At 61.8% G+C, this 24,091-nt stretch carries 25 protein-coding genes; 14 read left to right on the top strand and 11 right to left on the bottom strand.

Annotation, left to right across the window (positions count from 1 at the left end; all coding sequences use genetic code 11):
* Positions 1–64: 64 nt before the first annotated feature.
* The 3 genes from BUE15_RS13190 to BUE15_RS13200 all read right to left on the bottom strand — a co-directional run bounded on the left by BUE15_RS13190 (position 65) and on the right by BUE15_RS13200 (position 2,415).
* The gene (locus tag BUE15_RS13190; RefSeq protein ID WP_073285807.1) at positions 65–811 is read right to left on the bottom strand and encodes a hypothetical protein; all 747 of its coding nucleotides are present in this window, start codon (positions 809–811) and stop codon (positions 65–67) included.
* 145 nt (positions 812–956) lie between these two features.
* Positions 957–1,673 (bottom strand): tetratricopeptide repeat protein, encoded by a 717-nt coding sequence (locus BUE15_RS13195; RefSeq protein ID WP_170865263.1) that lies wholly within the window; start codon positions 1,671–1,673, stop codon positions 957–959.
* Between the two features lie 253 nt (positions 1,674–1,926).
* Positions 1,927–2,415: a methylated-DNA--[protein]-cysteine S-methyltransferase gene (locus BUE15_RS13200; RefSeq protein ID WP_073285813.1), complete on the bottom strand. Its 489-nt coding sequence runs from the start codon at positions 2,413–2,415 to the stop codon at positions 1,927–1,929.
* A 260-nt stretch (positions 2,416–2,675) separates the two neighbouring features.
* Between BUE15_RS13200 and BUE15_RS13205 the strand changes: the two genes are divergently transcribed.
* Positions 2,676–4,268 carry a PA14 domain-containing protein gene (locus BUE15_RS13205; protein WP_084549035.1) on the top strand — a complete coding sequence of 531 codons (1,593 nt, stop codon included), beginning with the start codon at positions 2,676–2,678 and terminating at the stop codon, positions 4,266–4,268.
* A 91-nt stretch (positions 4,269–4,359) separates the two neighbouring features.
* On the opposite strand, the gene BUE15_RS13210 is transcribed toward BUE15_RS13205, so the two are convergent.
* The 3 genes from BUE15_RS13210 to BUE15_RS13220 form a co-directional block, all read right to left on the bottom strand.
* The gene (locus BUE15_RS13210; RefSeq protein ID WP_084549036.1) at positions 4,360–5,076 is read right to left on the bottom strand and encodes a phospholipase D-like domain-containing protein; all 717 of its coding nucleotides are present in this window, start codon (positions 5,074–5,076) and stop codon (positions 4,360–4,362) included.
* Positions 5,077–5,081: 5 nt separating this feature from the next.
* The gene (locus BUE15_RS13215) at positions 5,082–6,308 is read right to left on the bottom strand and encodes a glycoside hydrolase family 1 protein (RefSeq protein ID WP_073285819.1); all 1,227 of its coding nucleotides are present in this window, start codon (positions 6,306–6,308) and stop codon (positions 5,082–5,084) included.
* A 115-nt stretch (positions 6,309–6,423) separates the two neighbouring features.
* The gene (locus BUE15_RS13220; protein ID WP_073285822.1) at positions 6,424–7,380 is read right to left on the bottom strand and encodes a cation diffusion facilitator family transporter; all 957 of its coding nucleotides are present in this window, start codon (positions 7,378–7,380) and stop codon (positions 6,424–6,426) included.
* Positions 7,381–7,508: 128 nt separating this feature from the next.
* On the opposite strand from BUE15_RS13220, the gene BUE15_RS13225 reads away from it, so the two are divergent.
* A complete protein-coding gene (locus tag BUE15_RS13225) occupies positions 7,509–8,924 on the top strand; it encodes an APC family permease (protein WP_084549037.1) in 1,416 nt (471 codons plus the stop codon).
* A gap of 8 nt (positions 8,925–8,932) precedes the next feature.
* Here the strand turns inward: BUE15_RS13225 and BUE15_RS13230 are convergent, their stop codons facing one another.
* Positions 8,933–9,445, bottom strand: coding sequence for a GNAT family N-acetyltransferase (locus BUE15_RS13230; RefSeq protein ID WP_073285825.1), 513 nt, complete (start codon positions 9,443–9,445; stop codon positions 8,933–8,935).
* Between the two features lie 87 nt (positions 9,446–9,532).
* Positions 9,533–10,525 (bottom strand): porphobilinogen synthase, encoded by a 993-nt coding sequence (gene hemB, locus BUE15_RS13235; RefSeq protein ID WP_073285828.1) that lies wholly within the window; start codon positions 10,523–10,525, stop codon positions 9,533–9,535.
* Positions 10,526–10,844: 319 nt separating this feature from the next.
* Here hemB and BUE15_RS13240 point away from each other — a divergent pair, with 319 nt between their 5' ends.
* Positions 10,845–11,054 carry a hypothetical protein gene (locus tag BUE15_RS13240; protein WP_244535949.1) on the top strand — a complete coding sequence of 70 codons (210 nt, stop codon included), beginning with the start codon at positions 10,845–10,847 and terminating at the stop codon, positions 11,052–11,054.
* Positions 11,055–11,256: 202 nt separating this feature from the next.
* Here the strand turns inward: BUE15_RS13240 and BUE15_RS21610 are convergent, their stop codons facing one another.
* A complete protein-coding gene (locus tag BUE15_RS21610) occupies positions 11,257–11,802 on the bottom strand; it encodes a hypothetical protein (protein WP_139252281.1) in 546 nt (181 codons plus the stop codon).
* A gap of 175 nt (positions 11,803–11,977) precedes the next feature.
* Positions 11,978–13,225, bottom strand: coding sequence for an ornithine--oxo-acid transaminase (rocD, locus tag BUE15_RS13250; RefSeq protein ID WP_073285833.1), 1,248 nt, complete (start codon positions 13,223–13,225; stop codon positions 11,978–11,980).
* Positions 13,226–13,357: 132 nt separating this feature from the next.
* Here rocD and BUE15_RS13255 point away from each other — a divergent pair, with 132 nt between their 5' ends.
* On the top strand, positions 13,358–14,827 hold the full coding sequence (locus tag BUE15_RS13255) for a DUF6056 family protein (RefSeq protein ID WP_139252282.1): 1,470 nt from the start codon (positions 13,358–13,360) through the stop codon (positions 14,825–14,827).
* A gap of 10 nt (positions 14,828–14,837) precedes the next feature.
* On the opposite strand, the gene BUE15_RS13260 is transcribed toward BUE15_RS13255, so the two are convergent.
* Complete coding sequence (locus BUE15_RS13260; RefSeq protein ID WP_073285839.1) at positions 14,838–15,290, bottom strand: hypothetical protein; 453 nt, start codon at positions 15,288–15,290, stop codon at positions 14,838–14,840.
* Between the two features lie 150 nt (positions 15,291–15,440).
* Between BUE15_RS13260 and BUE15_RS21985 the strand changes: the two genes are divergently transcribed.
* The 10 genes from BUE15_RS21985 (at position 15,441) to BUE15_RS13305 (ending at position 24,040) form a co-directional block, all read left to right on the top strand.
* Positions 15,441–15,599 carry a C1orf53 family protein gene (locus BUE15_RS21985; RefSeq protein WP_170865264.1) on the top strand — a complete coding sequence of 53 codons (159 nt, stop codon included), beginning with the start codon at positions 15,441–15,443 and terminating at the stop codon, positions 15,597–15,599.
* A gap of 124 nt (positions 15,600–15,723) precedes the next feature.
* The gene (rpmB, locus tag BUE15_RS13265) at positions 15,724–15,963 is read left to right on the top strand and encodes a 50S ribosomal protein L28 (RefSeq protein WP_044015540.1); all 240 of its coding nucleotides are present in this window, start codon (positions 15,724–15,726) and stop codon (positions 15,961–15,963) included.
* A 111-nt stretch (positions 15,964–16,074) separates the two neighbouring features.
* Positions 16,075–17,712 carry an aminopeptidase P family protein gene (locus BUE15_RS13270; RefSeq protein WP_073285842.1) on the top strand — a complete coding sequence of 546 codons (1,638 nt, stop codon included), beginning with the start codon at positions 16,075–16,077 and terminating at the stop codon, positions 17,710–17,712.
* A gap of 283 nt (positions 17,713–17,995) precedes the next feature.
* On the top strand, positions 17,996–18,178 hold the full coding sequence (rpmG, locus tag BUE15_RS13275) for a 50S ribosomal protein L33 (RefSeq protein ID WP_044510387.1): 183 nt from the start codon (positions 17,996–17,998) through the stop codon (positions 18,176–18,178).
* A gap of 7 nt (positions 18,179–18,185) precedes the next feature.
* Positions 18,186–18,347: a DUF4295 domain-containing protein gene (locus tag BUE15_RS13280; RefSeq protein ID WP_071843814.1), complete on the top strand. Its 162-nt coding sequence runs from the start codon at positions 18,186–18,188 to the stop codon at positions 18,345–18,347.
* Between the two features lie 176 nt (positions 18,348–18,523).
* Positions 18,524–19,501: a signal recognition particle-docking protein FtsY gene (gene ftsY, locus BUE15_RS13285; RefSeq protein ID WP_073285845.1), complete on the top strand. Its 978-nt coding sequence runs from the start codon at positions 18,524–18,526 to the stop codon at positions 19,499–19,501.
* A gap of 203 nt (positions 19,502–19,704) precedes the next feature.
* On the top strand, positions 19,705–21,018 hold the full coding sequence (gene rimO / locus BUE15_RS13290; RefSeq protein WP_073285848.1) for a 30S ribosomal protein S12 methylthiotransferase RimO: 1,314 nt from the start codon (positions 19,705–19,707) through the stop codon (positions 21,016–21,018).
* 200 nt (positions 21,019–21,218) lie between these two features.
* Positions 21,219–22,811 carry a bacillithiol biosynthesis cysteine-adding enzyme BshC gene (gene bshC, locus BUE15_RS13295; RefSeq protein WP_073285851.1) on the top strand — a complete coding sequence of 531 codons (1,593 nt, stop codon included), beginning with the start codon at positions 21,219–21,221 and terminating at the stop codon, positions 22,809–22,811.
* Positions 22,812–22,879: 68 nt separating this feature from the next.
* Entirely contained in the window at positions 22,880–23,473 is a 594-nt protein-coding gene (locus BUE15_RS13300) for a 5-formyltetrahydrofolate cyclo-ligase (RefSeq protein ID WP_073285854.1), read from the top strand.
* A 54-nt stretch (positions 23,474–23,527) separates the two neighbouring features.
* Positions 23,528–24,040 (top strand): ExbD/TolR family protein, encoded by a 513-nt coding sequence (locus BUE15_RS13305; RefSeq protein ID WP_073285857.1) that lies wholly within the window; start codon positions 23,528–23,530, stop codon positions 24,038–24,040.
* Positions 24,041–24,091 lie beyond the last annotated feature (51 nt).

A 24,091-nucleotide genomic window follows, 5' to 3' on the forward strand; every position in this document is an offset into this window, starting at 1 on the left:
GCCCGTCAGTAGACGGGCCTTTTTTTGTTGATGGGTTGGTTGCTACACGTTGATGACTATTGCATTATCGGCCCCAGGGCGCGTATTCCAGCTTCAGCTCTACCAGGCCGTAGCCGTCGTTGAGACTGGAGCTGGAGCGGCCGCTTACCGGGCTCACATCGTCGAGCTGGTCGGTGGTGGTGAAGAAGTAGGCGGCTTCGGCCGTGGCGTTGAGCTTGGGAGTGAGGCGGAACACAATGCCCAGGCCCACGGGCGCCGTAACGGCCAAAGCCGGATAATCCTTGCGCTCCGGGGACAGGAAGGGAGTCCGGTCGTCGGGCCGCAGCGTACCGATGTAGGATTTGGGGTTGTAGAGCAGAAAGCCGGCCCCGGCTTTCACGAACGGCTTGATGAGGGCTGCCGGCCGCTTGGGGCTGGCAAACTCGCTTTCATCGCGCAGCAACTCGTAGCGCAGAAACGTAACCCCGCTCACGTTGCGCCCCCGGAAGGCCAGGCCCCGTTCAGCCAGCTGGTCTTTGGCCCCAATCTGAAAGTAGGTGGCTTCTCCGCCAATCACCAGGCGCGGGCGCAGCAGGTACAGAATGCCCAGGCTGCCGCTGCCACCGGGCAGGTTGTTGCCCAGGTCACCGGCCAGGTCGCCGTTGTAGAGGGCCACCCCGCCGCCGGCCGTAAAGCGCACCGGGCCCCGGTAGTAGGCGCGGGCCTGGCTGCTGTAGTGGCGTTTGCGGCGCTCCGGCCCATCCTGGGCAGCAGCGGCGTGCGCCAGTACCATGCCGGCCGCAAAAGTAGAAATCAGCAGAAAGTGCTTCACGCAGGGAAAAGGGGGTTAGGTGAGCAAGTGGATAGCAGGTAGAACGTAGGTATACACGAATAAGAGCGCAAAACGCGTGGTACGCGCAACACCGGGGGCGGGGTTGCGGCGGCCGGCCCAGAGTGGCAGCCACAATCCCGGCGGCCTATTTAAACTTGCCTTCCGGGTCGGGCATCTTCGCCAGCAGGTCGCTGATGAAGTTGAAGTCGATGCTGGTCATGTTGATGTTCTGGCCTTTGTGGACGGCCTCCCAGGCTTTGGCGTAGTCTTCCTGGAAATAATGTGCCAGCCCCATCTGCTGCCAGGCAATGGCGTTGTTCGGGTCGGCGGCCAGGGCCCGCTGCAGATAGCCAATGCCGGTGGTGAGGTCCTTCTTCTTTTTCGTCTGCTCGTAGCGGATCAGGTGGCTGGAGCCCAGGTCGGCGAGCATCAGGGCATTTTCGGGAGCCAGCGCCAAGCCCTGGGTCAGCAGGTCAATGGCCTGGTCGGGCGTTGGGTTCTTGCTGGCGATAATGCCCAGGCCGCGGTATACTTCCGGGTTTTTGGCATCGAGCAGCCACGCCAGGTTCAGGCGCGTAACGGCCGTATCTACCTGGCCTTCGCTGAGGTATTCGTAGCCTTTGCCGGAAAAAAAACGGCTGGCCTCAGCCCGGGAGCCGAAGCTGGCGGCCACTTTCTCCACGTAGCCCGGCCCCAGCAAGCCCTCGGCCTGCGCCGCCGCAATGCCCCCGAACAGCGGCTGCAGGCGGTTGGCGGCGCTAACGGCCTCGTCTTTGGTCTTTACTTTGGTTTTGCGCTGAGCCTGAGCCGGCAGGGCCAGCAGAGCGGCAGCAGCCAGTGCTACAAAAAACGGGTATTTCATGGAAAAGAAGCGTCGGAAAAAGCGGAACGGGCAGTCTGATAACTGCCGCCTACGGTTGCAGGCAAATATAACGTTCCAGGCGCCGGAGTTCGTGTAGTAGGGCGCAAAGCAGCCGCCCGGCACCTGCAGCATGTCCAGACAGGCATTCAGATTGTCCGGCAGGGGAATAGGGCCACACCGGTACCAGCCGCCCGCTCACCTTCTGGCAATTCGTGGCGCGGCATACGCGCCGCCTGTGGTTGGGAAGTAGCTTCTAAAACAGCGAGGCCTGCACGGCGGGCTGCTCAAACTCCAGCAGCCATTTCTTGCGTGGCAGTCCGCCCGCGTAGCCCGTCAGCTGCCCGCCGGCCCCGATGATGCGGTGGCAGGGCCACACAATGGCTAGCGGGTTTTGCCCGTTGGCGGCGCCCACGGCCCGCACAGCGGCCGGGTTGCCCAGCTGCCGGGCCAGGTCGAGGTAAGACGCCGTGCGGCCGAACCCCACACCCGGCAGTGCCGTCCAGACGCGCCGCTGAAAGTCCGTGCCCTGCTGCACATCATAGGTCAGCGTGAAGTCGCGCAGCTCGCGGCCGAAGTAGGCCCGCAGCTGCCGGTGCGCTTCCCGCAGACTGGCCGGCACCAGTGCTGATGGCGTTTCGGCGGCCTCTTCGTTCAGAAATTCCACCGCGCAAAGGCCGGCATCAGTACCGCGCAAGCGGAGCGGCCCCAGCGGCGAAGCAAGAAAAGCAACGGCTTCAGTCATAGCAAGCAAAAGTAGGGTCGCAAAAATGCAAAAAGCTGCCGGGAAGGTGCCCAGCCACAATTCTGCTACGTCAATATACTATACACAGGAAAAAATTGGAAATGAACAAGTTGGCGACTATCAGAGGAATACGGTAGCAAAAGAATGCAGTATATTGCTTCAGCGTCTGGTACGGAGGAGGTTGGAATAGTACTTCCGTACGATAGTTTTGCCTGCTCCTGACTTTACCTCATCAGTTCAACTTTAGATTTTTACGCATTGTGCGACACCTACTGTTCTGTTTCGTAGCCGGTTTGCTCTCCACCGGCACTGCCCTGGGCGGCCTGCCCGTTTCGGGGCCCGCGGCGCAACCGGGTACGCAGGCTACTACCGCCGGGCCGGGCGAAGGCACTGGTCTTACAGGCTCCTATTTCAACAATGGCTCCCTGGCCGGCACACCGCTGCTGCGCCGGGTAGATGCCGTGGTGGATTTCGAGTGGAAAACGGGCATTCCGGCTCCCGGCCTGCGCAGCGACAATTTCTCGGTGCGCTGGGAGGGCCAGATTGAGGCGCCCGCCACCGGCCGCTACAAGTTCATCACCAAGTCCGATGACGGGGTGCGGCTGTGGGTAAATGGCAAGCAGATTCTCGATAACTGGAACGGCCAGGGCAGCACCACTACCTCCACCAGCGCCGAAGTAAGCCTGGCTGCCGGTGAGCGCGCCACCATCAAGGTTGAGTACTATGACCAGGACGGCGACGCCAACGTGCGGCTGCAGTGGGTGCGCCCGGGCCAGGGCGCCCAGACGGTGCCTTCCGTGTACTTGTATCCGCTGGAAGGCCCGGGCATGCCCGTAGCCGAGAAAGCAACTATTATTACGGCCGTAGCGCCCGAGCCGGAGAAGCCCGCGAAACCAGCCAAAGCCACTGCCGCCAAGCCCGCCGCTCCGGCAACGTCCAAAGCTGCCCCGGCCGCCAAGGCGCCGGCTACTACGGCGGCCAAGGCGGCAGCGCCCAAGCCGGTTGCCGCCGCCAAGCCGGCTCCGGCGCCCAAACCAGCTAAACAAGCCGCGCCCACGGCCGCCGAAATTTCCAAAGCGCTGAATATACCCGGCGTATTCACCCTGATGGCCCGCTCCGACGGCAAACCGTTGGAGGTAGCCGGCGACGCCCCGGTTTCGAAGGATCCGGGCCTGACCTCGGCTCCGGCGGGTGCCCCGCAGTGGGAGATTGAGGAAGCCGGCAGCGGCTACTACAAGCTCACGGTGCAGGGTGGCCGCAAAGTGCTGGAAGTGCTGGGCAGCGAAACGTCCAACGGCGCCCCCCTCAGCCTGTGGCCTTACTACAGCGGCAACAACCAGCTCTGGAAGATTGAGGATGTCGGCGAGGGCTACTACAAGCTCACGGCCAAGCACAGCAACAAGGCCCTGACAGCCGGCACCGAAGAAGAAGGCGGCCTGCAGCAGCGCCGCTACGGCAGCCGCCCCACGCAGCAGTGGAAGCTGGAAGCCGCTGCGCCCAAGGAAGCGGCCATGGCGGGCCCCGTAGCCAACGTGCCCGTGACGGGCTCCAACCGGCTGGCCGTATATCCGAACCCTTCCAGCGGCATGGTGCAGATGGCGTATCAGCTGGGTGATGCACAGCCGATTGGGTGGGTGCTCTACGACCAGCGCGGCTCCGCAGTGCGCGTATCGGACTACCGCCGCCAGCAGGCCGGCCCCCATCACCAGACCCTCGACTTCACGGGCCTGCCCTCCGGCGACTATAACCTCAACCTGACTGTGGGTGGCGTAACTACCCGGCAGCTCGTGAGCATCCGGCGGCCCGGCGCTGCTACTGCCGAGCCCGAGCCCGGTGCCGAAGCTTCCAAGTAATTAGCCGGCACCTGCTGCCTTAACCGAAAGTGCCACCTGTTCCGAAGAGCAGGTGGCACTTTTGTGTTGTATTGGAGACGAGCCCGATGACTTATCCTTCAAAGGGGGCCAATGCTTCCCAAAGCCGGCCAAACTCCTGGCTGTAGCGCCGGACAATAGTGGTGTCGTCGGTGATGAGCAGGTTTTCTAAATTGAGTTCCGCGGCCGAGCGGGTCCAGTTGTAGGAGCCGGTCAGTACGGTGCGGCTGTCGGCCAGGGCAAACTTATGGTGCATGTGGTCGGTGGTGCGGTCGGTGCGCACGGGCAGGCCGGCCGCCTGCAGCTGGCGCACGTCGGAGCCCCGGTCGTAGAGCTTGTCGTTGTCGGTGAGCAGGCGCACGCGCACCCCGCGCTTGTGGGCGGCCAGCATGGCATCGGTCAGCCGGTCGTCGGCAATGGTAAACAGGCAGATATCGAGCGTGTGCGCGGCCTCACCCAGAAACCGCCGGATGGCCGCTACGCAGTCATCATTGGGGCTGAAGAACACTTCGGAGCGGGACGCACGGGCGGGCGTGTCGGCCGGGGGCAGGAGCAGGGCGCTGGCGGCTTCCAGCCACTCAATCACGGTCTTGTCCTGAAAGCTGTTGAAGCGGCTGCGCGCCAGCCCGAACAGCCGGTGGCGCAGCTCGTGCAGGTCTTCGCCGTGCTGGCCATGCTCCGCCAAACGCTGGCGCAACTGGCGCGCTTCGTCCAGCGAAAGGGTCGAGTCGGCGAAGGCGCGCTCGAAGTGGTGGAGCAGGTCGGTGGTGGCGTCGGGCAGTCGGTTCATGCTGGCTAATATAGAGAACGCGCCAGCGAACCGACGAGCTCCGCCGACGCGGCAGTGGTTTCGGCCAGGGCGGCCGCTACGGTTTGCTGTCCTTCCAGCAGCGCATCGGCGTAGGGCTGGTGCAGCACCCGCAGCGGCGGCTCGTTGGGGCGGAGCACGGCGTCCCAGAGGCCGGAGCGGTGCCATTCCCGGTCCAGAAAGTCCCAGTCGGGCCGGTCGAGGATGGGGTAGAGGCACACGCCCCACAGCGGCACGCCCTGGCGCAGCGTTTCGGCGCATTCCTGCGCTACCATGCGCATCCAGTGGGGCCGGTCGAGGCCGGGGTGGCTGGTTTCGCTCACCACCAGCGGGCGGCCGTACCGCTCGTGGGCCTGGCGCAGCAAGTGGTGCAACGGGCGCCAGCGGGGGTCGTACGGCTCGTTTACCCAGGGCAGGCGGTGGTGCGTATGAATCTCCCACTGGTTGTTGTAGTAGTAGTTCACGCCCATGATGTCGAAGAACTCCGGGCGGCCGCCCAGCTCGGGGCAGAGCCGGCCGCAAAGCATGTCCACGCTCTGGTACTGATTATCGGTCCACTCGCGGGCCTGCTTCTTCTGGGCTTTGGTGGCGTTCAGCGGCGGCACAATATGAATGAGCGGCTCAGTGGTCAGAATCCGGATGCCGGGGTCCAGCTCGCGCATGGCCGCCACGCCCTCAATGTAGGCGCGCATCAGCCCGTACTTCACTTCCCAGCCCTGCCCCACGCAATAGGGCGAGGTGCCGCGCGCATCGCCGCCCAGCCAGCTCATAAAGCTGACTTCGTTGATAGGCGTCACAATCAGCTCACCTTCAGGGCGCAGCTCGCGGTACATCTGCACGAAGGCCCGGCACAGCGCCGAAAAGCGCCGCGCAAACATGGGGTGCAGCGGCGTCAGGTCGTCGGGGTAGCCGAAGTGGCACAGGTCCCAGACCTGCTGAATGCCGTGGCGCTGGCCGGCGGCCAGCATGGTGCGCACCGTGCTCCAGTCGTATTGATAGGGCGTTTTCTCGATCTGGCTCCAGCGGATACCTTCGCGCACCGTACCCAGGCTGTATTGCTGCAGGCCCTGGTAGTCGTCGTCGAGAAGTTGCAGATGGCCCGTCAGCGGCAGAAAATCAACCCGGTTGCCGAAGCAGTTGAGCTGGTCGGTACATTCGTAGCCGGCCATCCAGAACGATTGGAACGGGTTGGAATGGGTAGCAGCATGAGCCATAAATACGGAGATTGGTAAGCGGAAAAAACACGGCAGCATAGCTCAATCGGAGCCGTGCTACGGTGCAGTGTACCCCCAAACCCGGCTATAGGTTAAGGTGGAGCTTATGGCGGAGCTAAATCTGGGGGGAAACCGGTGGCTGGGGCCCCGTAGCGCGCTGCTTGCCGGCCAGGCCCTTGGCTTCAATAAAAATGCGCTTAAACTCAGGGTGCTTGTCCCGGATGGCGTCCTGCAGCTTATCCACCTCATTTTCCACTTCCACCGCCGACAGATGGTCGTGAAACTCCACGTCGAGGGCCAGCACCACGTCGTGCGGGCCCATGTACATGGTGAGGGGGCGCCGCACCTGCTCTACGCCGCGCTGCTGCCGCGCAATGGCTTCGAGCGAGTCGAGCGTTTCATCGTCCACACCTTCACCCACCAGCAGGCCTTTGGTTTTGTAAATCAGGAAAACAGCCACCGAAACCAGCAGCACCCCAATGCAGATGGAGGCCCCGCCGTCGAAGTAAGGGTTGTTGAAAGCATGCCCAAAATAGACGCCGGCCAATGCAAGGACGAGGCCTATCAGGGCGGCCATGTCTTCCAGCAGAATAGCGAAAACGGAGGGGTCTTTGCTGCGGCGCAGCGTGGGCCAGAAGCCGGCGTCGCCGCGGGTTTTGTTGAACTCGCGGAAAGCCAGCGTAAAGGAAATGCCTTCAAACACCAGCGAGAGGCCCAGTACCCAGTAGTTCCAGGTAGGGTCGGTGATGGGGGCGGGATGCTTGAGGTGCTCTACGCCTTCGTAGAACGACATGCCGCCGCCCACCGAAAACACCAGAATGGCCACAATCAGGGACCAGAAATACAGCTCCTTGCTGCGCCCGAACGGGTGCCGGGCATCGGCGGGCTTCTCCGACTGCTTTACACCGTAGAGAATCAGTAACCCGTTGCCGCTGTCCACGAGCGAGTGAATGCCTTCGGACAGCATGGCCGAGCTGCCGGTGAAGAAAGAGGCCACAAACTTGGATATGGCAATAGCAATATTGGCCCCGATGGCGCCGTAGATGGCAATTTTGGAAGAACCGGCAGACATAAGGGATAGCTAGCGTATGCCCGTGGTACGCGGCGCGGTTGGCGCAGGTTGGCAGCAGGCGGGTCGCCGACGGGCCGGCGCGTGAACATTCAACGATTCTGCGACTTTTACAGCTCTCTTTCCTGCTTATGCTCCACCCCGACTCTCCCGATTCTTCTGCCACCGCGCCGTTGCGCCGCCGCCTCGGGCTGGTGCAGGCCACCGCCCTCAACATGATAGACATGGTGGGCATCGGGCCCTTCGTGACGCTGCCGCTGGTCATGGGCTTCATGGGGCCGAATTTCCTGCTGGCCTGGCTGGTAGGGGCGGCCCTGAGCTTGTTTGATGGACTGATCTGGAGCGAGCTGGGGGCGGCGCACCCGGAAGCCGGCGGCTCCTACCGCTTCCTGAAGCTGGCCTACGGCGAGCAGACCTGGGGCCGGCTGCTGTCGTTTCTGTACGTGTGGCAGACGCTGGTGCAGGCGCCGCTGGTGGTGGCGTCGGGCGCTATCGGGTTTGCGCAGTATTTCGGCTACTTGGTGCCCCTGCAAGCGTGGTGGCAGCCCAAGCTGGTATCGGGCGTGGTGGTGCTGCTGCTGATTGGGCTGCTCTACCGTCGTATCGAGGACATCGGGCGGCTGGGCGTGCTGCTGTGGGTGGGCGTGCTGGGCCTCATGGGCTGGCTGATTTTCGGGGGCATCACGCATGCTACGCACGAGGTGGCGTGGCTGCCGGCCGGGGGCTTCTCCGAGCTGCCGGGCGTGCTGCTCTCAGCGGCTATGGGGCAGGCCACCGTCAAGACCATCTACAGCTACCTGGGCTACTACAACGTGTGCCACCTGGGCGGCGAAATCAAGGAGCCGCAACGCGTGATTCCGCGCAGCATCTTCCTGAGCATTCTGGGCATTATGGCGCTGTATCTGCTGCTGAACTGGAGCGTGGGCACCGTTATTCCGTGGCAGGAAGCGCAGCACTCCGAATTCATTGTCAGCACGTTTGTGGAGCGGCTGTATGGCGCTACGGCCGCCAAGGCCGCTACGGCGCTGGTGCTGTGGGTGGCGTTTGCCTCGCTGTTTGCGGTGCTGCTCGGCTACTCGCGCATCCCGTACGCCGCCGCCGCCGATGGCGAGTTTCTACCGGTGTTTGCCAAAACGCACCCTACCAAGCACTTCCCGCACGTGTCGTTGCTGGTGCTGGGCGGAGCCGGCTTCGTATTTAGCCTGCTGTTCCGGCTCGGCGAGGTTATTTCGGCCATACTGGCCATGCGGATTCTGGTGCAGTTTGTGGGGCAGGCCGTGGGGCTGGTGCTGCTCCGGCGCCGCCGTGGGGCGCAGGGGCTGCCGTTCCGGATGCCGCTCTACCCGCTGCCCGTCCTCATTGTTATTGTGGTGTGGCTGTGGGTGTTCTGGAGCATCAATGACGGCATCAGCTTCTCGCTGCAGTCAGGCAGCTTTTTTCTGCCGTTTCAGGTGGCAGCCCTGCTGATGATGGCCGTGGGCACGGGCGTGTTTCTGCTCTGGAGCCGCCGGCTGGGCCGCTGGCCGTTCGGGCAAAACCGAAACTAACGCTGCCTTTACCCCAGCCGTTTCTCGTAGCAGAAAAACCGCAGGCCCGGCCGGAACGCCAGCGTGATTTCTCCCGCAAAACGGTAGCCCAGCTTCGGGAACAGGCGCTGCGTGGCGGCGTTTTCGGAGTTGGTGTCTACGCGGAGCACGCGCAGGTTCTGCTGGTGGGCCAAGTGCTCGGCCTGTTCCAGCAGCGCTGCCGCCAGCCCGTGGCCCTGAGCCGCCGGGTCCACGGCGAGGCGGTGCGTCACGAGGGCCGGCTCGTTAGCGTCCCAGTCGGCCTGGGCGTATTCGGGGTCCTGGTGGTTGTGGGTGAGGGCGGCAAAGGCGGCTACGGTCCCGTTCAGCTCAGCTACCCAAAGATGCTGCTGCTCAATGTCGCGCCGAAATACTTCCTCGTTCGGGTAGTCGGCGCTCCACTGCTGGTTGCCGGCCGCATTCATCAGCGGCACCACGCGGCCCAGAATGGCCAGAATTGCGGGCAGGTCGGAGACGGTGGCCAGACGGACGGTAGATGGCATGGCTGAAACGAGGTGAAGCAGCAGTGAGGGGCAAAAAAAGAACGCGCCGCAGCGCGTTCCTAATTTGCGGAGCAGAAATGATACTGCCTAGCCGCGGCGCAGCACAGCCGCCGCTTCCTTGGCAAAGTAGGTCAGAATGGCATCGGCGCCGGCCCGCTTGATGCTGGTCAGCACTTCCATCATGGTTTTCTCGCCATCGAGCCAGCCGTTTTGGGCGGCCGCTTTCACCATGGCGTACTCGCCCGACACGTTGTAGGCCGTCACGGGCAGGTGGGTATGATTGCGCACCTCCCGAATCACGTCGAGGTAGCTCAGGGCGGGCTTAATCATCACCATGTCAGCGCCTTCGGCCTCATCGAGAGCTAGCTCGCGCAAGGCTTCCCGACGGTTGGCGGGGTCCATCTGGTAGGTTTTTTTGTCGCCTTTCTTGGGGGCCGAGTCCAGCGCGTCGCGGAAGGGGCCGTAGAAGGCGGACGCGTATTTGGCCGTGTAGCTCATGATGCTCACGCCCGGGAAACCGTTGCTGTCGAGCACTTCCCGGATCCAGGCCACGCGGCCGTCCATCATGTCGCTTGGCCCGATGATGTCGGCGCCGGCGCGGGCCTGCGCCAGAGCCATCTGGCCCAGCACTTCCAGGGAGGCATCGTTGAGAATCTCGCCCGAGTCCACATCTACCACGCCGTCGTGCCCGTCGGAAGAGTAGGGGTCCATGGCCACATCGGTCATCAGTACCACGTCCGGAAACTGGCGCTTGATGTCGGCCACGGTCTTGAGGTACAGTCCTTCGGGGTTAGCTGATTCTTTGGCGAGCCGGTCTTTCAGCGCGTCGTTGATGGCCGGAAATGGGGCGAAACTTTTGATGCCCAGCTCCACGCAGCGCCCGATTTCGTCGATGAGGCGGTCGGCGGTGAAGCGGTGAATGCCTGGCATCGAATGGATTTCCAGCTGTTGGTTCTGGCCTTCAATCAGGAAAAGCGGATAAATGAAATCGTGCGTAGTGAGGCGGGTTTCCTGCACCATGTCGCGGATAACCTGAGACTTACGGTTGCGGCGCGGGCGGTGCGTGGGGACGTTGGGCATTGGTTCGGTCAGTTGGTAAGACAGGATAGAACAACTCGCGCAAAGGTAAGGTTGCGGATGGGAGTGGCTTTGCGAGTGCCGCGAATGCGCCGCGGCGGCCGCCGGCCGGCGCGGGCTAACCGCCCGGAAGCCGGAAGCCGCCGGCCGTTTTTGAAGTGGCAAGCGTGAACTGAACAAGCAGGTAAGTGGCTGTACGGCAAGCTCAACCGTGCTGGCTGTGGCAAAATTCTTTCTCGGCCGCAGGTCAATAGCAGCCGTAAAAACCGGCAGGTTGCCTGCAGCCCGTTATGTTCTTTTATCCACCAACCAGACCCAAGCCATGAACGACAACAAGCAAACCCCGAACTCTCCCAACAGCGCCGAAACCGGCAAACAAGCTCCCGGCATTAGCGGCCAGCCTTCCGGCCCGCACGAAGGCCCGGTAGCAGGCGGCGCCGATAATACCCGCGGCGAAAACGTGCCCAGTGGCGAAGGCCGTAGCGGCGGCGCCAAGCAGGGCAAGTTCGACCCGGAAACGCACAGCCCGTAAGGCTCCAATGCAGCCCCGTCGGATGAGCGCGGCGCCGACAGCTCCGACAAGGAATTCCGCAACAACCAGTCCAACGACAGCACGTCGCAAACGAGCCGCCACACGAGCTAGATCCGGCTCCTTCTTGTAAACCACACGGCTCCGGCCCCGCTACGCAGCAGGGCCGGAGCCGTGTCGGTTTTATGGGTGCCTGGCTTACCGCCTACATATTGAAGAACTCCTGAAACACCTCCAGCCACGCATGCTTGCCCCCGATACCGACGCCCACGAAGTAGTACCCGAGCAGCACAACCAGCGCCCCGACGCCCAGCCCCAGCCAGCCGCCCAGCAGAATACCGCCTACCACGCCGCCCGCTATCAGCGCGGCGCCCAGCACAAAAGCCGCCGTGTGTTCCAGCTGCGTCTGCCGGGGCTGCCGCTGGTGCTTGTGGTAGGGGCTGGTGGCCGCCGAAGCCGTGCTGGCGGCTGGCCGGTGCACGGGGCGCACCAGGTGCACTGAAGCGGGAAGCAGGCGGCGCGTTGGGGCCTGGTGGCGCACAGCTGCGGGTCGTGTGGTTGGCTCCTGCTGCATGGGCGTGCTGGAATGAGCCGATGACGCAACAACGGCAGCAGCTGCAGATTCTGCTGCCTGAGCGCCAGCCACGCTACTGCTAGCTGCAGCCGGCTCAAACCGAAAGGCTGCCTGCTGACTGCGGCAGCCGGCCAGCAGCAACAGCGCCGCGCAGTACAAAGAGAAGGTTGATTTCACAGAGAATAGGAGAGTAAGCCGCCCAAGATAGGCACAGCACTACGGTTTGAGCGGTGCCTACGCTGAGCGCTTAGGCAGAACTGTTTGGCCCGTACGCAGCAAGAGCCTGCTTGAAAGCAGGCCCTTGCCGGAGGTTGCCCTCATCAGGGCGAAGAAGAATCGGAACGAATGCGGTCTAGAATTCCAGGATGACCTGCTCGATAATGTCGCAGGCTTCGTGGAGCTGCTCTTCGGTGATAACCAGCGGCGGGGCAAAGCGGATAATGTCGCCGTGGGTGGGCTTGGCCAGTACGCCGCGCTCCATCAAAGTCACGCACACGTCCCAGGCCGTGCGGCCGTCGGCGTGGGGCTTGATAACCACGGCGTTCAGCAGCCCTTTGCCCCGTACCAATTCTACCACTTCGGGGCGCTTGGCCTGCACGCGGCGCATCCGTTCCCGGAATACTTCGCCCAGCGCGCGGGCATTGTCAGTGAGCTTTTCCTCGATGAGTACATCCAGCGCGGCGCGCATCACCACGCAGGCCAGCGGGTTGCCGCCAAACGTGGAGCCGTGCTGCCCGGGCTGAATGGTGAGCATGATTTCGTTGCGGGCCAGCACCGCCGACACCGGCAGCACGCCGCCGCTCAGGGCCTTGCCCAGGATCAGGATGTCGGCGTGTACGGCCTCGTAGCACACGGCCAGCAGTTCGCCGGTGCGGCCCAGGCCGGTCTGGATTTCATCGGCAATAAACAACACATTATGCGCCTTGCAGATGGCTGCTGCCTTGGCCAGATAGCCTTCGGAAGGCACCATCACGCCGGCTTCCCCCTGAATGGGCTCTACCAGAAAACCGCATACGTGCGGATCTTTCACGGCTTCTTCCAGCGCCTCCAAGTCGTCGTAGGGCACCACCTGGTAGCCGGGGGTGTAGGGGCCAAAACCACCGGTCGAGTCGGGGTCGGTGCTAAAGGAGATGATGCCCGTAGTGCGGCCGTGGAAGTTGTGCTCGGCCACAATGATGCGGGCCTGATTCGGGGCAATGCCCTTCTCCTGGTAGCCCCATTTGCGGGCCAGCTTGAGGGCCGTTTCCACGGCTTCGGCGCCCGAGTTCATCAGCAGGGCCTTGTCGTAGCCGAACAGCTCACACACCTGCTTCTCGGCGGCGCCCAGCTGGTCGTTGAAGAAGGCCCGGCTCGTCAGGGTCAGCTTTTGCGCCTGCTCCGTGAGGGCCCCGATAATGCGCGGATGGCAGTGGCCCTGGTTTACGGCCGAATAGGCGGAGAGAAAATCGTAGTAGCGCTTGCCTTCCACGTCCCACAGGTGCGCGCCTTCGCCGCGGCTCAGCACCACAGGCAGCGGGTGGTAGTTGTGGGCGCCGTATTGGTCTTCGAGGGCCATCAGCTCCTGGCTGCGGCTGGTATGCGTGGTGGGAATGGTTTGCATAGAGCAGGAAAGGTTAGTAGTTCAAAAATACGCAAAACCATGCGGCGTGGTCGTGCGGAGCTTCCGAAGTGGCCGCATTACGCCGGCGGATAGTAGCTTTAGCCGCAATGCCCGGTTGCCATACCTGATTCTATGCCCCATCCTATACCCTTTTCGGCGCTGCGCAAGGCGCTGGGACCTTTATTGCTGGCAGTAGCCACTGGCTTGTGCCTGCTGCCGTTTCTGGCGTTGTGCTGGTACGCTCACCCTTCCGCCGATGACTTCCTGCAGGCCACCGATGTGTACAAGTATGGCCGCTGGGGCTACATGCCGCACATGTACCTCACCTGGACGGGCCGCTACACGTCCGTTGTATTGTGGGCATTGCTGAATCCGGTGCAGTACGGCGGCAACATCACGGGAGGCTACGGGGCCATTTGTCTGCTGCTGCTGGCGCTGCCGGTAGCGCTGGTGGTGCTGCTGCGTACGCTGCTGGCCGGGCAGTTCCGGCGCCGCACACTGTGGCTTGCCAGCGGCGTCCTGACCAGCCTGCTGCTGTGGCAGCTGCCCAGCCCGGCCGAGGCTTTCTACTGGATTGTGAGCGGCTACAACTACCTGCTGCCGGCCCTGCTCACACTGCTGTGGCTGGCCGTGCTGGTGCGACACGCCCAAGCCGGCGAGCCGGCCGAAAAGCGGAAGTGGCTGGCGCTGGCTGGTGGACTGGCCGTGCTTATTATCGGGGGCAACGAAACCAACGCGGTGCCCCTGGCCGTGGGCGTGACGGGCTTCACGGCCCTGCGCACCCTGCAGCAGCGGCGCCTGCCGTGGGACTATGTGTGGCTCAGCGCAGTAGTAGCGGTGGCATGCGCCGCCGCGTTTCTGGCGCCCGGTAACTTTGCCCGGCTGGGGCCGGCCAACAAGTATTCCGTGCTGGAATCACTAGACAAGGGTGCTCTTTCCGCCTACCGCTTGGTGTGTAACTGGCTCGGTAATGGGGTGCTGCCTGCCCTCACGCTGCTGCTGCTGCCGGTCAGCTTCCGGTTGCGGCGCGTGGCCGGGCTGCCGCTAAACCGGCTGGCGCAGAATCCGGGGTTCATCACGCTACTCATGGCCGTGAGCTTGGTGCTGGTGGCATTCATGGGCTGGCGCTTCAACAGCCAGCCGCTACCGTTCCGCACGCGCAACATCCTGTACCTGTTTTTTCTAATCGGCTGGTTTCTGAACGCCCATGCCTGGGCGCAGTACCTGTGGCGCCGCACAGCACGGACCACGTTTGCACTGCCCTTAGTAGTGCGCGCCAGTCTGGTAATCTGGATAATAGCTGCGTTCAGCGGCGGGCACCTGCTCACGCTGCGCGGCCACGAAACCACCGACAACTACAACAACGTGCTGCTGGCTTACGAGGATTGGCTCGGTGGCGCTGCTGCCCGCTATGATGCCCAGCTTACGGCCCGCTACCACGCCCTGCAGACTCCCGGCTGGCTTCCCGCCGAGGCCGTGGTAGAGCCGCTGCAGGACCCGCCCTATACCCTTCTGTTCGGCGACATCACGCCCAACATCTACGACTGGTCGAACCAGGCGTACGCGGAGTTCTTTGGCCGCAAAACTATCCGCATAAACTAGGAGCCGCCGTTTAGCGAGGACCGGTCAGGCTGCCAAGTCGGTCTTCCAGGTCCAGGAACTTACCCACGTGGTTGCCTTCTTCGGTGCCGTTGGGGTGCAGGATCATCCAGTCCACTATTTCGGCTTCGTCAAATTCTTCCTTGTTGTTGCCATCCGGCAGGTTGGAGCCTACCAGCCGGCCCATCACGCGGCCATCCTGCCAGCTCTGGACCTGTACCAGCTGAGGCACACGGCTGGCGGCATCGTTGAGGAGAGTGGCCGTTACGTACAGCAGCTGGCCCGAGGCCAGTCCTCGGGTAAAGCGCTGGCGGGCCTGCGAGAGAGTACGCCGGGCTTCCTTAACCGGAGCCGGCGGCAAGGTATCCACGCCTGCCAGCTGCACGGCCAGTCGCACGGCTGGCGCGGCGGTTTCGGGCTGCTGTGCCTGCGCTGCCAATGGCCAGGCCAGACAAATTCCCAGCATCGTCAACGTTAGAATCCGGTACCGCATTGGCCAGGGAAGAGAAAGGTTGAGTTAAAACAATCTAATTCACTATCGGAAAGATACTAAAATAAAGCTGTATACGCAGCCTTCGCCCGGCTTGTCGTACCTTGCAGGCTGTTTGCGTTTGCCGTGTCTTCCTTCTCCGCTCAGCCGCTCCAGCCCGACGACTATTACTTCACTCCCGAAGGCCTGATGGTTTTTACGGAGCAGTACCACCGCCGCCGCGGCACTTGCTGCGGCAGCGGCTGCCGGCATTGTCCCTGGCGCTCGGCCAAGCCGAAAAAGTAACGGCCCATAGAGGCCGCTGAGGCCATAACGGCTTATTTTTCAGCCATCCGGTTTGCTTCTGTCAAACTTATACCGATATTTGCGTCCCTTTTTCCAGCATTGAAACCTTTAAGTTCCTGATACCATGGCCCGAGTTTGTGATCTGACCGGCAAGCGTACCCGTGTAGGCAACAACGTGTCGCACGCCAACAACAAGACCAAGCGCAAGTTCTACCCGAACCTGCAGAAAAAGCGCTTCTACATCCCCGAGGAGGATGCCTGGGTAACGCTGAAAGTAGCGACCAGCACCATCCGCACCATCAACAAGAACGGCATCATGTCGGTCCTGAAGAAGGCCAAGGAGCAGGGCTTCATCGTTTACTAGCCAGCCAACGACGTTCTTCGGAGCGAATTTATTTCAGACGCGTACCCGCCTCGAAAAGCAATTTTTGGGGCGGGTACGCGTCTTTGTTGTATTCACCTTCTCCCCGTTGCAATGTTTCTGACAGTTACCCTTCGTGCGCTGCGGTGCATGGTGCTGGCCTTGGCGCTGGCCCCGGCCGCATTAGCCCAGCGGGCCGCCGGTCCCGGCCGCCCCACCGATTTTCTGGATCCGGCTTTTCACCAGAGCCGCCGGGAGCTGCTCCGCAAGGCCCTGCCCGCCGGCTCGGTCGCCGTGTTGTTTGCCAATCCGGTCCGCAACCGCGCCAACGACGTCAACTACAGCTTCCACCAGCACCCCGACCTGTACTACCTCACGGGCTACGATGAGCCGGATGCTGTGCTGGTGCTCTTCAAGGAACCCCAGACGGTGGGCGGGCAGGCGGGCGTCACGGAGGCCCTGTTCGTGCAGCCCCGCGACCCCAGGGCGGAGCAGTGGACTGGCCGCCGCCTCGGTACCGAAGGCGCCCGGCAGCAGCTGAAGCTGCAGTACGTAGCCGACAACAAGGATTTTGCCGGCGCGGGCATCCGATGGGCCGATTTCAAGCACATCCATTTCCTGGACCTGCCGGCCGACATCCGCGACGACTCCCGCAACCCCGCCGACCTGTTTGACCTAGTGGCCACGTTCCGGCGCCAGGCCGCCATTCCCGCCGACTACGATTCCCGCCGCGACGAGCTCTACACCGCTGTGCAGCGCTACGGCGTAGTGAATGCGGCCGGAATGAAAAGCTACGTTGAAGGTATGGCCAAAAACCAGCCCGCGTTGGCCACTGACGCCTATCTGCAGGGTTACCTCAAGGCTACAACGGATGATGAACGGCAGCAGGCTATGGCCGCGCGCCCGGTTAGCCGCTTTGAAGCCGGCCGCCTCAATGAGGCGATGAACGAGCTACGTGCCGTGAAGACTGCGGAGGAACTCAAGCTGCTTCGGCGAGCCGTGCGCATCAGTGCCGTGGGGCAGCAGGAGGTGATGAAAGCCCTCAAACCCGACATGGGCGAGATGGAAGTGCAGGGCCTGCACGAGTACGTCTACAAAAAGTACGGGGCCGAGTTCGAAGGCTACCCCAGCATTGTAGGGGCCGGTGCCAACGGCTGCATCCTGCACTACGAAACCAACGACAAGCTCCGCATCGGCAACGACCTGATTCTGATGGACTGCGGCGCCGAATACCACGGCTACACCGCCGACGTCACCCGCACGGTGCCACCTTCCGGCAAGTTCAGCCCGGCCCAGCGCCAGATCTATGAGCTGGTGCTGGCCGCCCAGGATGCTGGTATTGAGGCCTGCAAAGCCGGTAACGAGTTTCAGGCGCCTAATAAGGCAGCGCAGAAAGTAGTTGCCGAAGGCCTCATCAAGCTCGGCATTATTCAGACGGCCGAAGAGATGCGCAAATACTTCCCGCATGGCACCAGCCACTACCTCGGCCTCGATGTGCACGACCGGGGCACCTACAAGCCGCTGGAGCCCGGCAACGTCATTACCGTGGAACCCGGCATCTACATCCCGGAAGGCAGCCCCTGCGACAATAAGTGGTGGAATATCGGGGTGCGCATCGAAGACGACATCCTGATTACGGCCGGCGCGCCCGAAAACCTGTCGAAGGAAGCGCCGCGCACCGTAGCCGAGGTAGAAGCCCTGATGGCCAAACCCAGCGCCTTCGACAAGTTCAAATTGCCCGGCCTGGACTAACGTTGGTGGGGCCCGCTTACCAGCGTGCCAAAACATGGAATACGGCACAAAGGCGCAGCACAGCGCCGCGCTGGTAACGGCGTATGCCTGATAAACAGCAAGGTAGATGCCGGGCCGATCTGCCTGGAGTACAAGGAATGTGTATATTTGCGTGGCAGATAGCATGGGGGCAGAAGCCCTGACTATCAAAATGATATTTGCTCGCGGATTATTCAGTTGACTGTTTGTCTATTCCGAAAAGACGCGTACCTTTGCAGTCCTTAATCCCAAAAACCCCGTCGAGATGGCTAAGAAAGGCAATCGGGTGCAGGTGATCCTTGAATGCACTGAGCATAAAAACTCGGGGCAGCCGGGCACCTCGCGCTACATCACCACCAAGAACCGCAAGAACACTCCTGAGCGCATCGAGTTGAAGAAGTTCAACTCCGTGCTCAAGAAGATGACCGTTCACAAGGAAATCAAGTAATTGAGCAATGGCTAAGAAAGTAGTAGCAACCCTGAAAACTCCAGGCGGCAAGGACTGGGCGAAAGTCATTCGTGCCGTGAAATCGGAGAAAACCGGTGCCTATACCTTCCGCGAGGAAATGGTGCCCGTTGACAAAGTGCAGGATTACCTCGCCACCGGCGTTAAGTAATTCGGCGCCCCTGTGGCAATCTGAATAAGTGAAGAAGTCCCGCCATCGTGGGACTTTTTTGCGTTGTGCTATAGCGTCGAGCTTTTGCTGGACGTCTTGCCAGGCAGCCCGGCAAAGCTGCCTGGTCGTATTGTTCATCGATGCGCTGGATACTTGCTCCGCGCCAACCTCTGATTATGGGCCTCTTCGATTTTTTCAAGAAGGATAAGGAAAGCAAAGAGCAGCAGCAGGCTCTCGATGAAGGGTTGCAGAAAACCAAAACCAACTTCTTCGACCAGCTCAGCAAAGCCGTGGTAGGCAAAAGTACCGTGGACGAAGCCGTGCTCGACGACCTGGAAACCATGCTCGTGCACGCCGACGTCGGCATCGACACGACGGTGAAGGTAATTGACCGCATCGAGAAGCGTGTGGCCCGCGACAAGTACGTGAGCACCTCGGAGCTGGACCGGATTCTGCGCGAGGAAATCGTGGAGCTGCTGGACCGCAACAGCGGCGCCACCGGCTCCCGCGCCATCCTCGACCGGCCCGATAATACCGGCTCGCCCTTTGTGATTATGGTGGTGGGCGTGAACGGCGTGGGCAAAACCACAACCATCGGTAAGCTGGCGCACCGTTTCCACGCGGCCGGCAAGAAAGTGGTGCTGGGCGCCGCTGACACGTTCCGGGCCGCGGCTGTGGACCAGCTCATCATCTGGGGGCAGCGGGTAGGTGTGCCGGTCATTTCGCACGGCATGAACACCGACCCGGCCGCCGTGGCCTTCGATGCGGTGCAGAAAGGCGTGGACATGGGCGCCGACGTAGTCATTATTGATACGGCCGGCCGCCTGCACAACAAGGTGAACCTGATGAACGAGCTGAGCAAAATCAAGCGCGTGATGCAGAAGGTGATACCTGATGCGCCCCACGAGGTGCTGCTGGTGCTCGATGGCAGCACCGGCCAGAATGCCTTCCTGCAGGCCAAGGAGTTCACCAAAGCTACCGAAGTATCGGCCCTGGCCATCACCAAGCTCGACGGCACGGCCAAGGGCGGCGTGGTTATCGGTATTTCCGACCAGCTGCAGGTGCCCGTGCGCTACATCGGGGTAGGCGAGAAGATGACTGATTTGCAGCTCTTTGACCGGACCACGTTCGTGCATTCGCTATTCAAGAAGTAAGCAGCTGCTACACGAACGCCATTCCTCGGCTCCGCTCGGAATGACCGTTTCTATACGTACCATTCCCAGCACAAAGAAACCTTCTGTGTAGGAAAAGGCGTTGCCTCCTGCGTACCTTTGCGGTCCGATTTTCGTCGCGGGCCGTAGCGGGCAACTTTCTCACTCCTAAGAAATTGCCCGGCCGCCCGCCTACCCAATCCAGCATGAAAGTAAGAAGCCAGCAGGCCAATAAAGTCAACGTCATTACCCTTGGCTGCTCCAAAAACCTCGTCGATTCGGAGGTGATGATGGGCCAGCTCCGCGCCAACCAGTTCGACGTAACGCACGAAGCCGAAACCAGCGACGCTAACATCGTCATCATAAACACCTGCGGCTTCATCGACAACGCCAAGCAGGAAAGCATCGACACCATTCTGCGCTACGCCGACGAAAAGGAAGCTGGCAAGCTGGAAAAGCTCTACGTGACGGGCTGCCTCTCGCAGCGCTATAAGGACGACCTGGAGGTGGAAATTCCGCAGGTAGACGCTTTTTTTGGCACCTTGGAGCTGCCCCAGCTGATGAAAACGCTGGAAGCCGACTACAAGCACGAGCTGGTGGGCGAGCGGCTGCTGACCACACCCAAGCATTACGCTTACTTCAAAATTGCCGAGGGCTGCAACCGGCCCTGCTCGTTCTGCGCCATTCCGCTGATGCGCGGCAAGCACCAGGACCGGCCCATTGAAGACCTGGTAAAGGAAGCCAAGCGTCTGGCCTCGATGGGCACCAAAGAGCTGATTCTGATTGCGCAGGACCTGACCTACTACGGCCTGCAGCACTACGGCGAGCGGAAGCTAGCCGACCTGATGCGCCACCTCTCCGACGTGAACGGCATCGACTGGATCCGGCTGCAGTATGCCTACCCCTCGCAGTTCCCGCTGGAGGCGCTGGACGTGATGAACGAGCGTAGCAACATCTGCAAGTACCTGGATATGCCGCTGCAGCATATTTCCGACAACATGCTCAAGACTATGCGCCGCGGCATCAGCAAGCGCCGCACCATTGAGCTGGTAGACACCATCCGGCAGCGGGTTCCCGATATTGCGTTGCGCACCACGCTCATTGCCGGCCACCCCGGCGAAACGCAGCAGGACTTCGAGGAGCTGTACCGTTTCGTGGAAGACACCCGCTTCGACCGGCTGGGCATCTTCAACTACTCGCACGAAGACAATACGCACTCCTACACGCTGGCAGACGACGTGCCGGCCGAAGTGAAGCAGGACCGCGCCGACCAGATTATGGAGCTGCAGCAGGGCATTTCGATGGAGCTGAACGAGGAGCGGGTGGGCCAGACCTATAAGGTGCTCTTCGACCGCAAGGAAAGCGGCTACTTCGTGGGCCGCACCCAGTACGACTCGCCCGAGGTAGACAACGAAGTGCTGGTGCCCGCCACCAAAGACACCTACGTACGCCTCGGCGACTTTGCGCAGGTGCAGATTACGGAGGCTTCCGACTTCGATTTGTACGGCAAGCTGGTGTAGTTTTTTTGGTTATTAGCTCTCAGCAGGTGGCTGTCGGCGGGTGATGGGCGTAAGCGCCTTACCTGCCGACAGCCACTTGTTTTTACGGCTGGTGGCTGAGCCCGGCACCCTCTTAGCCACCAGCTAGAAGTCAGCAGCTTAAAAATACCCAGTTACTTTGTGGCCACTGGCCGGTTATAGCCCGATTAGCCCTCTCTCGTATGTCCGTCACGACTCTCTCGTATGCCGAAACCGGCGCGTTTTCCACTCTGCTCACCGATTATCTGGCCCGCCACGAAGCTCTGACGCCTTTCTATCATCGGTTTCCGACGCTGGAAGCATTTGCGGAGCAGCTGCAGGAAAAGCAGGCGCATTACACCCCCGAGGCGCGGCAACGGCTGGTAGCGGCGCTGCGGCAGCAGTACGCCGCGCTGCCCGCCGTGCACCCGGCCGTGCAGGCCAACATAGAGCTGCTGGAAAAAGACACGACGTTCACCATCACCACCGGCCACCAGCTCAACCTGTTTACCGGGCCGCTGTACTTCATCTACAAGATTGTGACGGCCGTGAAGCTGGCCCGCCAGCTGAAGGAGCAGTATCCGCAGTATGATTTCGTGCCGGTGTACTGGATGGCTACCGAAGACCACGATTTCGCGGAAATCAACCACTTCACCCTGTTCGGCAAGAAATACGAGTGGAACGCGGCGGAGCCAGGCGGGCCCGTAGGCCGCATGCCGCTGGCCGGCCTGAAAGAGGAGCTGCTGGACCAACTACCGGCCGACATACCAGCCGTGTTCCGGGCCGCCTACGAAGAGTCCGGCACGTTGGCTGAAGCTACCCGCCGCCTCACTCATGAGCTGTTTGGAGAGCTGGGACTGGTAAGCCTCGATGCGGATGCCGCGGAGTTGAAGCAGGCCTTGGTGCCGGTGTTGGAGAAGGAAATCAAGGAGCAGGCTTCCAACCAGGCGGTGCAGGCGGCCAATGCGCAGCTGGAAGCGGCCGGCTACCGGCCGCAGGTGTACTCGCGCCCCCTCAACCTGTTTTTCCTGACCGACGCCGGTAAGCGGGAGCGGCTGGAGTACGATGCCGCGCAGGACTGCGTACAGATTACGGTGCGCAACACCGGCCGCTGCCACAGCCAGCAGGAGCTACTGGATCTGGCCCGCCAGCACCCAGAGCAGTTTAGCCCCAACGTGGTGCTGCGGCCGCTGTATCAGGAGTTGCTGCTGCCCAACCTGTGCTACGTGGGCGGCGGGGCCGAGGTGGCGTACTGGTTCCAGCTGAAAGGCGTATTCAAGGAAAACAACGTGCCCTTGCCGATGCTGCTGCTCCGCAATTCGGCGCAGTATATTAGCAAGGCCAATGCGGGCAAGCTGCGCAAGCTGGGCCTGACTTCGCGGGACGTGTTTCGGCCGCTGTCCGAGCTCAAGAAGCAGGTAGGCAGCACCTTGGGTCAGGAAGAAGTGAGCCTGCAGAAGCAGCAGCAGCAGCTGGCCGAAGCATTCCGGCAGGTGTCGGAGCTGGCGCAGCGTCTCGACCCGACGCTGGTAAAAACGGTAGCCGCCGAGCAGCAGAAAGCGGCGGGCATCGTGGCGGGCCTCGAAAAGCGCCTCAGCAAAGCCGCCGAAGCCAAGCACGAAACCGCCTACAGCCAGCTCACGGCCCTCAAAGACAAGCTGATGCCCAACGGCCACCTGCAGGAGCGGGAAGACAACGTGCTGAGCATCCTGATCAACAATCCGGGCTTCATCAATCAACTTATGGAAGCCTTCGACCCGCTGGCGCTGGAGTTTACGGTGCTGGAAGAAGAGTAAAAACAGGTGTTGATTGCCAGTTGATGGGTTGGGTAAATGGTCAGCAATTCACAATCAGCAACTAACTCATGACCAAAGCCGACCTGCGCCGCGCCGCTCTGGCCCGCCGCCGAGCCTTGCCCGAAACGGACGTGGCGCAACGTAGCGCCGCGCTGTGGCTGCAGTTGCGGGCCGGGTTTCCGGTGGCTGAGTGGCACTGGCTGCATGTGTTTCTGCCCATTCCGCACCAGCACGAGCCCGACACCTGGCTGCTGATTCGAGAGCTGTGGCAGGAGCTGCCGGCGCTACAGCTGGCCGTGCCCGTGGTGCAGTCCGATGGCCAGACCCTGCGCCATTACCACCTCACGCCCGAAACGCAGCTTTTCGACAGCAAATGGGGCATTCCAGAGCCTTCCGGAACCGTGGAGGTGTTCCCGAAGCAGCTGGATGCTGTGCTGGTGCCGTTGCTGGCTTTCGATGAGCAGGGCCACCGCGTAGGCTACGGCAAAGGCTTTTACGACCGGTTTCTGGCAGCCTGCCGGCCCGATGCGCTGCGGATTGGAGTTAGCCTGGAGCCGCCGGTGCCGCGCATCACCGATGCCTGGGAGGGCGACGTAACGTTGCACGCCTGCATCACGCCGGAGCGGGTGTGGCGGTTTAGTAGAGCGCGCCCGCCACAATAAGCCGGAACCTCAGGCCGTTGAGTGAATATCAATTCACTATATACTGGTTGTGTCATGGCTGAAATCCAATCCTCCGCGCCGGCTGCTCGTGGCCGCAAACCCCGCAGCAAGAAACACACCTTCCGGCTCGATATGACGCCGATGGTAGATCTGGCGTTTCTGCTGCTAACCTTCTTCATCCTGACGGCTACCTTCAACAAGCCCACGACCATGGACCTTACCATGCCGATGAAAGGCCCGTCGTCGGATGTGCCGGACAAGAACGCCCTGACGCTGATTCTGGGCAAAGACAGCAAGGTGCACTACTTCTTTGGCCTGAACCGCGCCGATGTAGCGCGGCCCGAACTGCGAACCACCAATTTCAGCGCCGAAGGGCTGCGGCAGGTGTTACTTCAGCGCCAGCGGCGGCAACCCGCCCCGGTTGTTCTCATCAAGGCCGGCCCCGATGCCAAGTACCGCGACTTGGTAGATGTGCTGGACGAAATGAACATCACCGACCAAACCAAATACGCGTTGGTCGATTTCACGGCTGCCGACCAGCAATTGCTGGACCGTAACCCGCTGTAAAACCAGGCTAAACTTGCCGTACGGTATTTCACCGAGGCCGTCAGCATCAGA

The organism is Hymenobacter psychrotolerans DSM 18569 (genome assembly GCF_900142395.1).
In the GTDB taxonomy this organism is placed as follows: Bacteria; Bacteroidota; Bacteroidia; order Cytophagales; family Hymenobacteraceae; genus Hymenobacter; species Hymenobacter psychrotolerans.